General features: G+C 73.1%; 9 protein-coding genes. 5 read left to right on the top strand and 4 right to left on the bottom strand.

Annotation, left to right across the window (positions count from 1 at the left end; translation table 11 throughout):
- Positions 1-158 precede the first annotated feature (158 nt).
- The 4 genes from DQW06_RS02595 (at position 159) to DQW06_RS02580 (ending at position 2,647) form a co-directional block, all read left to right on the top strand.
- The gene (locus DQW06_RS02595) at positions 159-1,076 is read left to right on the top strand and encodes a helix-turn-helix transcriptional regulator (protein WP_117197889.1); all 918 of its coding nucleotides are present in this window, start codon (positions 159-161) and stop codon (positions 1,074-1,076) included.
- A 211-nt stretch (positions 1,077-1,287) separates the two neighbouring features.
- On the top strand, positions 1,288-1,704 hold the full coding sequence (locus DQW06_RS02590; protein ID WP_117197888.1) for a DUF2255 family protein: 417 nt from the start codon (positions 1,288-1,290) through the stop codon (positions 1,702-1,704).
- Between the two features lie 77 nt (positions 1,705-1,781).
- On the top strand, positions 1,782-2,216 hold the full coding sequence (locus tag DQW06_RS02585) for a helix-turn-helix transcriptional regulator (protein WP_071621927.1): 435 nt from the start codon (positions 1,782-1,784) through the stop codon (positions 2,214-2,216).
- A 20-nt stretch (positions 2,217-2,236) separates the two neighbouring features.
- Complete coding sequence (locus DQW06_RS02580; protein WP_019611340.1) at positions 2,237-2,647, top strand: VOC family protein; 411 nt, start codon at positions 2,237-2,239, stop codon at positions 2,645-2,647.
- A 99-nt stretch (positions 2,648-2,746) separates the two neighbouring features.
- Here the strand turns inward: DQW06_RS02580 and DQW06_RS02575 are convergent, their stop codons facing one another.
- The 4 genes from DQW06_RS02575 to DQW06_RS02560 form a co-directional block, all read right to left on the bottom strand.
- Complete coding sequence (locus DQW06_RS02575; RefSeq protein WP_071623186.1) at positions 2,747-3,670, bottom strand: RNA polymerase sigma-70 factor; 924 nt, start codon at positions 3,668-3,670, stop codon at positions 2,747-2,749.
- Positions 3,671-3,802: 132 nt separating this feature from the next.
- Positions 3,803-4,276, bottom strand: a complete 474-nt coding sequence (locus DQW06_RS02570; RefSeq protein ID WP_013152731.1) for a carboxymuconolactone decarboxylase family protein — start codon at positions 4,274-4,276, stop codon at positions 3,803-3,805.
- 253 nt (positions 4,277-4,529) lie between these two features.
- Complete coding sequence (locus tag DQW06_RS02565; protein ID WP_013152732.1) at positions 4,530-5,570, bottom strand: SMP-30/gluconolactonase/LRE family protein; 1,041 nt, start codon at positions 5,568-5,570, stop codon at positions 4,530-4,532.
- 152 nt (positions 5,571-5,722) lie between these two features.
- A complete protein-coding gene (locus DQW06_RS02560; RefSeq protein ID WP_071621928.1) occupies positions 5,723-7,540 on the bottom strand; it encodes an NAD(P)/FAD-dependent oxidoreductase in 1,818 nt (605 codons plus the stop codon).
- A gap of 219 nt (positions 7,541-7,759) precedes the next feature.
- Between DQW06_RS02560 and DQW06_RS02555 the strand changes: the two genes are divergently transcribed.
- The gene (locus DQW06_RS02555) at positions 7,760-8,236 is read left to right on the top strand and encodes a MarR family winged helix-turn-helix transcriptional regulator (protein ID WP_041552577.1); all 477 of its coding nucleotides are present in this window, start codon (positions 7,760-7,762) and stop codon (positions 8,234-8,236) included.
- Positions 8,237-8,314 lie beyond the last annotated feature (78 nt).

The raw sequence follows: 8,314 nt of genomic DNA, 5'->3' as shown, positions 1-8,314 counted from the left end.
CCGCCGCCCGGCGGATCCCCCCGGAGCGGCCCGCGGCGTCGAACGCCTCCGCCCGGACCGCCACCGGCGGACCCCGTCCGGCGGCCGAGGGAGTTCCTCCTGTTCGGGGTAACGACAGGACCTCCCACGAGCGTGTTCGGCTTCCTAGCCTGGAGGACATGGACCACCGCAACCAGATCCGGGACTTCCTCTCCACCAGACGGGGGAGGATCACCCCCGAGCAGGCGGGACTCGTCGCCTTCGGCGGCAACCGGCGGGTGCCGGGCCTGCGCCGCGAGGAACTCGCCATGCTCGCCGGGGTGAGCGTGGACTACTACACCCGCATCGAGCGGGGCAACCTCAAGGGCGTCTCCGAGAGCGTCCTGCACGCCCTGGCCCAGGCGCTCCGGCTCGACGACGCCGAGCGCGCCCACCTGTTCGACCTGGCGCGCACGGCGGGGGAGGCGCCGGGCAGGCCCCGACGCCGGTCGGCGCGCCAGCGCGTGCGGCCCGGCGTGCAGCGGATCCTCGACGCGATGACCGGCGCACCGGCGGTGGTGCAGAACGGGCGGCTCGACATCCTGGCCGCGAACCGGCTCGGCCGCGCCCTGTACGCGCAGGTCCTGGACATGTCCGGGCGGCCCGCCAACTACGCGCGGTTCGCCTTCCTGGACCCCCGCGCGCGGGACTTCTACCCCGACTGGGAGCGGGCGGCCAACGACACCGTCGCCGTCCTGCGCACCGCTGTCGGACGCGACCCCTACGACCGTGCCCTGTCGAACCTGGTGGGAGAGCTGTCCACGCGCAGCGAGGACTTCCGGACCCGGTGGGCGGCGCACAACGTCCACCAGCACCGCACGGGCACCAAGACCATGCACCATCCCGTCGTGGGCAGGCTGGAGCTGGGCTTCGAGGCCATGGAACTGACCGCGGACCCCGGCCTGTCGCTCTTCGCCTACAGCGCCGAGCCTGGCTCGCCCTCCGCGGAGGGACTGGACCTGCTGGCGAGCTGGGCCGTCACCTCCGAACGCGAGCGGGACGGGGCCCCGGCGGCCGACGGCGACCCGGCCGCCTCCTCCCCGCGTTCGGACACCTAACGTGTCCGGAGCCGCCGGGGGAGCCCGCGGCCCCCGCTCCCGGACCGGGGAACAGACGGACGACCTCGCCCCCCCCGCGGGGGCCCGTTCGCCTTCGCCCCCGAGGTGTCCGCGTGCGGGTCCGCCGCGACCGGACCCGACCGCCGAGACCGCGGCCGTGCGGGGCACGGCGGACCCACCACACCCGACCCGAGGAGGGGAAAGCAGCACGATGACGACGTGGACGAGTGAGGAGCTCGCCAGGATCACGGACGCGGAGGAGCTGCGGCTCGCGCCCCTGCGCGTCGACGGACGGCCGGACAGCCGCGGGCGCGTCTGGGTCGTGCGTGACGGCGACGACCTCTACGTCCGCTCGCTGAGCGGGCGCGTCTCCGACTGGTACCGGAGCACCCGGGTGCGCCCCAGGGGACGCGTCCGGGTCGGCCGGGTCGCCAGGAACGTGGTCTTCGTCGACGCCGACCCCGGCCTCAACGACCGGATCGACGCCGCCTACCGCGCCAAGTACGGTCACTACGCCACCAGCCGCCTCAGGGCCATCACCAGCCCCGAGGCGGCAGCCACGACCCTCCGTCTCGTGCCCTACCCCGACTGCCGCCGGTCCGGCTCCCGACGGCACGCGGGCCGCTGAGGGCCGCGTCCGGGTGCGGCGCCCCCGCCCTGTGCAGGGCCGGTCCGCCCCGGGCGCGGCGTGGGATGATGGCGTCCATGGCCGACAGGGACGCACGGGAACAGCGGTTGCGCGACATCGCCGCCATCCGCCGTGTCCGCGACAGGATCGACCGCGAGTACGCCCAGCCCCTCAACGTCGAGGCGCTGGCCCGCGGGGCGCACATGTCGGCCGGACACCTGAGCAGGGAGTTCCGCCGCGTCTACGGTGAGTCGCCGTACTCGTACCTGATGACCCGGCGGATCGAACGGGCGATGACGCTGCTGCGGCGCGGGGACCTCAGCGTCACCGAGGTCTGCTTCGCGGTGGGCTCGTCCTCGCTGGGCACGTTCAGCACGAGGTTCACCGAGCTGGTCGGCGTGCCGCCGAGCGTCTACCGCCGCGACCACTCGCGGGCGGCGGCGGGCATCCCGCCCTGCCTGGCCAAACAGGTGACCAGACCGGTCAGGAATCAAGAAGCGCGCTCCCCGTAGCCGGACCTAGCGTTGGGGGCATGGACATCACCATTCACCACGCCTTCCTGCCGCACACCGACGCCGAGGCCGCCCTGGGCTTCTACCGCGACCTCCTCGGGTTCGAGGTCCGCAACGACGTCGGCTACGAGGACATGCGCTGGATCACCGTCGGGCCGGTCGGACGGCCCGCGACCTCCATCGTGCTGCACCCGCCCGCCGTCGACCCCGGCGTCACCGAGGACGAGCGCCGCACCGTCCTGGAGCTGATGGCCAAGGGCACCTACACCGCGATCACCCTGGCCACCGACGACCTCGACGGCCTCTTCCAGCGCCTGGAGGCGGCCGGGGCGGACGTGGTCCAGGAACCCATCGACCAGGACTACGGGGTCCGCGACTGCGCCTTCCGCGACCCGTCCGGCAACCTCGTGCGCGTCAACCAGACCGTCTGAACGGGGGGTTCGTACGGCCCCCCGCACGACCCTGCGGCCCGGCCTTCGGCCCGCCCACCGGTCGAGGCCGGTCCGATCGGGTCCGGTCCCGGCCGGGGGTCAGCGCGACCGCTTCCGGGCCCGCCTCACCTCGCGGTCCACGGCCCAGGCGTCGGCGACCGGGCCGAGGTGGCCCAGTTTGTCGGGGTTGATCACCCCGCGCACGGTCTGGACCCGCCCGTCGAGCACATCCAGGACCAGCGCCTGGAGGACCCGGCCGTCCCGGTCGCGCAGGAGCGCACCGGGCTGGCCGTTGACCTCGTGCGGCTCCAACGACACGCCGATCCCCAGCAGCTCGGGGAAGACCGTGCCCAGCAGACGGGCCACGCCCGCCGCGCCCGTGACGGCCCTGGCCAGCTGCGGGGCCCGGCCGCCGCCGTCCCCGACCAACTGCGCGTCGGCGGCCAGCAGGTCCCGCAGGCCGTCCACGTCGCCGTTCTCCAGCGCGTCGAAGAAGCGCGTCGCCAGCTCCCGCTGCTCGCGACGGTCCGCCGCGAACCGCGGCCGCCCGGTCGCCATGTGCCGCCGCGCCCGCACGAGCAGCTGTCGGCACGCCGCCTCCGAACGCCCCACCGCCGCGGCGACCTCGTCGAACCCGAAGGCGAACACCTCCCGCAACAGGAACACCGCCCGCTCCAGTGGGCTGAGCCGCTCCAACAGCAGCAGCGCCGCCATCGACACCGAGTCGGCCAGCTCCACCGACCGCGCCGGGTCCTGGTAGGGGTCGCTCAGCAGCGGCTCGGGGAACCACGGGCCGACGTACTCCTCCCGCCGCACGCGCGCCGAACGCAGCACGTCGATCGAGATCCGGGTCACCGCGGCCGACAGGAAGGCCTTGGTCGACGCGGGGCGGGTCGTCGAGCGGTCGAAGCGCAGCCACGTCTCCTGCACCGCGTCCTCGGCCTCGCTCACGCTGCCCAGGATCCGATAGGAGATCGAGAACAGCAGCGGCCGCAGCTCCTCGAAGTCCTCCACCTTGCCCACGCCGACCCGCCCCTCTCCCAAGCCCTTCCGCCCGGCCGTACTCCCCGGTACGGGCGGCTCGCGCCGACCGGTCCGCCCCCGGGCCCGGGGCCGGAACCCGAAGTCCGCAGCCGCCGGGCCCCGTGCCGGAACCTAGTGGAACTGCCCGGGCTCGTAGCTTCCGGCGGGCTGCCGGGTGATGATGTTGAGCCGGTTCACGGCGTTCATGAACGAGACCAGCATGACCAGGGCGGTGAGCTGCTCCTCGTCGTGGTGCTCGGCGGCGCGCTCCCACACCTCGTCGCTGACCCCGCCCGCCGCGCCCGCGACCCGGGTGCCCTCCTCCGCCAGCTCCAGCGCGGCGCGCTCGGCGTCGGTGAAGACCGTGGCCTCCCGCCACGCCGCGACCAGGTTCAGCCGCACGGCGGTCTCACCGGCAGCGGCGGCGTCCTTGGTGTGCATGTCCAGGCAGACGGCGCAGCCGTTGATCTGGCTCACGCGCAGCGCCACCAGTTCCTGCGTCGCCTTCGGCAGCGCCGAGTCCCTGAGGGCCCTGCCCACGGACATGAAGGGCTTGACGGCCCTGCCCGCGGCCGGGCTGGTGAAGTAGTCGAGTCTCGCGTCCATGGGGTGCTCCTTCGCGGTCGTCGTCGGTTACACCCCCTGAGACGAGACAGCCCGACAGCCTGTGACACGGGTGGTTGTGACCCGGGTCTCCTGTGGGTTCGGGGGTTGGCCGACGTGCCCCCTGGGGCGGGACGGCCCGTCGCCCCGCCACCTGGACGCGCGTGACCCGGGCCCTCCCGCCCGGGAGCCGGTCGACGTGCTCCCGGGCGGGCCGCGCGACCGGTTCCGTCCCTTCCCCCGCGGGGGCGGACGGTCAGCCGCCGTTGGACTGGCGGATCCCCTCGGCGAGCGCGTCGAAGGAGTAGACGAACCCGCCGTCGTCCCCGCTGACGGTCATGTAGGCGTCGGTCGTCCCCGGTGCGATGGCCACGTTGGTGGCCGAGTACAGCCCCTCGGCGGCGTCGGCCGGGACGCCGACCGTCGCCAGGTGCTCACCGAGCGGGCTGTACACGAAGATGCGCGGCTGGCCGTGGACGGCCTGGTAGAGGTTGCCGTCGGCGTCCACCGCGATGGAGTCGATCCGGCTCGTGCCTCCGTCGAAGTACAGGGCGGCGTGGGAGGTCTCCACCTCAGTGCCGTCCTCGTTCAGCGCGTAGTGGTCGACGCGGTTGGCGCCGTACTGGCCGACCCACAGCCCCGAGAAGTCCGCGGTGAACGAGATGCCGTTGGGCGCGGGCAGCTCCTCGGCCAGGACGGTCGCCTCCGCGGTGTCGCGGTCGACGCGCACGACCCTGCCCCGGGCCTCCCACGCCGGACCGTCGAACCCGGCCGAGTCGCTGACGTACATGTTCCCGGCCTCGTCGAAGGCCAGGTCGTCGGGGTTCATCGGCGCTCCGTCGACCTCCCCGGAGAAGAACGTGGTGTGGTCCTCGCCCTCGGGGGTGATGCTGTCGATCTTCCCACCGGCGAAGTCGGTCAGGTAGAGCCGGTCGTCGTGCGGACTGAACTGCGCGGAGGTGTAGGCGCCGGTCTCGTCGGTGAACACCGGGGTCACCTCCCGGGTTCCGGTGTCCACCCGGAGCACCTTGGGCTCCCCGGCGGGGGCGGTGACGTCCACGACGAGCAGGCGTCCGTCGGCGTCGAAGGTCGGGCCTTCGAGCAGGGTCATCCCCGTCTCCTCGTGGACGGAGGTCACCTGGACCAGGAGTTCGGCGGTGCGCTCGGTTCCGCCGTCCTGGCCGTCCTCGCCGGTGGCGGCGGGGGCGGCGCATCCGGCCGCCGCGCCGGTCAGGGCCAGTGCGGCGAGTGCGCGGGCGGCCACCGTTCGTCGCGGCCTGGGGCAGTGCTGTTCCATACGTTTCCCTCGGGGTCTGGGATCAGGTGTCTGGGGTCCGGGAGCGTGTTCGGCGCACGTCCACCCCGCCGCGCGGCGGGGCGGACATGCGCCGGACACGCCCCGGAGGGTGGGCGCCCAGGAAGGAGCGCCCACGGAGGCGTCCGGGCCGGCTAGGACCGCGCGTTCAGGACCTCGTGCATGCGGCTCCCGCGCCAGTCGGCCAGCAGCCGGTGGAAGGCCACGGGGCCGGGGCTGTAGGAGAACCCGCCGTGCACGCCCGCGCCCTCGCGGTTGTAGTAGCCGGGCGTGCACTCGGCCTGGAACGCCGAGTTGTCGTGCGCGCTCTCCCGGACGGTCCGGCCCCACGCGTCGGCGGCCTCCTGGGAGGGCTCGACCACCGGGGCCCCGGTCTTGCGGGCCTCGGCGACGACGGCGGCGATGTGCTCGGCCTGCTCCAGCAGGATGTGCGCGAAGTTGACCGAGTTGGCGTTCTGGAGCGCGCCCAGGTGGAACAGGTTCGGGAACCCGTTGCTGTAGAAGCCGTGCAGCGTGCTGGGCCCGCGGCTCCAGGACCCCAGCAGGTCGCGCCCGCCGCGCCCGCGCACCGGCAGCGTTCCCGACATCACCCCGGACACGCCCACGTCGAACCCGGTGGCGAAGACGACGCAGTCCACGGGGTACTCGGCGTCCCCGACGACGATCGCGTCCTCGGTCATGCGGGTGACGCCGCCGTGGTCGGCGGTGTCCACCAGGGTGACGTCGGGCCGGTTGAAGGTCTGGAGGTAGTGGTCGCTGAAGCAGGGCCGCTTGCACATGTAGCGGTACCAGGGTTTGAGCAGCTCGGCCGTGGCAGGGTCGTCCACGACCTCGTCCACGCGCGCCCGGATCTGGTTCATCTTGCGGGCGTCCACGAGTTCGTCGATCCGCTCGCGCTCCTCGGCCGGGACGCTGGTGTCCAGCGCGCCGGAGATCATCTTGCGCTGGAGCCGGGCGGTGGAGGTCCAGCCGTCGCGGGTCAGGTCGGTCTCGACCCGCTCGCCGGAGACGATCGCCAGGAAGTTCTCCATGCGCTCGCGCTGCCAGCCGGGCTTGAGGGAGGCCGCCCACTCCGGGTCGGTGGGGCGGTTGTCGCGCACGTCCACCGAGGAGGGGGTGCGCTGGAACACGTACAGGTGCTTCGCGTCGCGTCCCAGGTGCGGGATGACCTGCACACCGGTCGCGCCGGTGCCCACGACCGCGACCCTCTTGTCGGCGAGGCCGGTGAGGCCGCCGTTCTGGTCACCGCCGGTGTAGCCGTAGTCCCAGCGGCTCGTGTGGAAGGTGTGGCCCCTGAAGGTGTCGATCCCCGGGATGCCCGGCAGCTTGGGCTGGGTGAGCGTGCCCGAGGAGGTGATGACGAACCGCGCGCGCATCCGGTCGCCGCGGTCGGTCTCCACCACCCACTCGTCAGCGTCCTCGTCCCAGGTCAGCGCGGTGGCGCGGGTGTGGAACAGGGCGTCGCGGTACAGCCCGAAGGTCTCGGCGACGGCCACGGCGTGGCGGCGGATCTCCTCGCCGGGTGCGTAGCGCCACTTCGGTACGTAGCCGACCTCCTCCAGCAGGGGCATGTAGGAGTAGGACTCGATGTCGCAGTGGATGCCCGGGTAGCGGTTCCAGTACCAGGTTCCGCCGAAGTCGCCCGCCTCGTCCATCATCCGGATCGACTCCACGCCCGCCTGGCGCAGCCGCGCGCCGGTGGTCAGGCCGCCGAAGCCGCCGCCGATCACGAGCACCTCCACGGTGTCGGTCAGCGGTTCGCGTTCGGTCCGGGGGGTGTAGGGGTCCTTGGCGTAGTAGCCGAACTCGCCCGCGGCCGAGCGGTACTGGCCGGTGCCGTCGGGGCGGACGCGGCGGTCGCGCTCGCGGGCGTACCTGGCCCGCAGCGCGTCGAGGTCGATCTCCCCGGTGCGGTCGTCGGTGTCGGCGGTCGTGTCGGAGGCTGTGCCCATGTGCCGTCCTCACTTCGTTGCCGTCGCATCGCGACGCGGACGCGGCGCCGGGCTCGCGCGGGGGATGGCCGTGGTGCTCACGGGAGCGTGGAACGGGATCCGGGCGGCTGCCATCCCGATGCGGCGGCGGTGTCGTTGAACCGTGCGCCAAAAAGCTTAGCATCAGGCTAAGTATTTGGGGTCGGGGGGCGCCCGTCGCGGCGCTCTATCATGGCGGCTATGCGGCAACAGGCGACCGAACAGGGCGAACACGAACGCGAACGCATCGTGCGCGAGATCCAGACCCTGAACGGGATGATGGAGGAGACCGTGATGGCCGCCCTCCTGCAGAACCTGCTGTCGATGGACCTCACCATCCAGCAGCTCAGGGTGCTCATGGTCCTGGTCACCACGAAGGAGGGCGCGACGGGCAGGGGGCTGTCGGAGTCGTTCGGCGTCTCCATGGCGTCGATGTCGGGCGTGCTCGACCGGCTCGTGGCCCACGGTGTCGCCGAGCGCTCGGCAGACCCCGACGACCAGCGCGTCCGCCGCCTCCGCGCCACGCCCCTGGGCGCCTCGGTCGTGCGGCGGCTGATGGTGGCGCGGCCCTTTCGCGACGACATCCTCATGGGCCTGCCCATGGAGGACCTGCGCGCCCTCGAACAGGGGTTTCGCGCGGTGAGCAAGGAGATCTCCCGGCTGGGCGCAACGGACTGACCCCGCGCGCCGGGCGGGCCGGTCACCGGGCGGCCCCATGTCCGGGGCGACTGGGGACAGGGGCGCGCCCCGCACGTG

The organism is Nocardiopsis sp. TNDT3, assembly GCF_003427465.1.
Taxonomy (GTDB): Bacteria; Actinomycetota; Actinomycetes; order Streptosporangiales; family Streptosporangiaceae; genus Nocardiopsis; species Nocardiopsis dassonvillei.
The sequence above is the reverse complement of the archived record's forward strand: the minus strand, read 5'-3'. Positions and strand labels throughout refer to the sequence as shown.

What these genes read in the sequence shown, in the direction of transcription:
- DQW06_RS02555 (WP_041552577.1), top strand. Translation starts at nt 7,760, where the DNA reads ATGCGGCAACAGGCGACCGAACAGGGCGAACACGAACGCGAACGCATC.
- DQW06_RS02595 (WP_117197889.1), top strand. Translation starts at nt 159, where the DNA reads ATGGACCACCGCAACCAGATCCGGGACTTCCTCTCCACCAGACGGGGG.
- DQW06_RS02565 (WP_013152732.1), bottom strand. Translation starts at nt 5,570, where the DNA reads ATGGAACAGCACTGCCCCAGGCCGCGACGAACGGTGGCCGCCCGCGCA.
- DQW06_RS02570 (WP_013152731.1), bottom strand. Translation starts at nt 4,276, where the DNA reads ATGGACGCGAGACTCGACTACTTCACCAGCCCGGCCGCGGGCAGGGCC.
- DQW06_RS02585 (WP_071621927.1), top strand. Translation starts at nt 1,782, where the DNA reads ATGGCCGACAGGGACGCACGGGAACAGCGGTTGCGCGACATCGCCGCC.
- DQW06_RS02560 (WP_071621928.1), bottom strand. Translation starts at nt 7,540, where the DNA reads ATGGGCACAGCCTCCGACACGACCGCCGACACCGACGACCGCACCGGG.
- DQW06_RS02580 (WP_019611340.1), top strand. Translation starts at nt 2,237, where the DNA reads ATGGACATCACCATTCACCACGCCTTCCTGCCGCACACCGACGCCGAG.
- DQW06_RS02590 (WP_117197888.1), top strand. Translation starts at nt 1,288, where the DNA reads ATGACGACGTGGACGAGTGAGGAGCTCGCCAGGATCACGGACGCGGAG.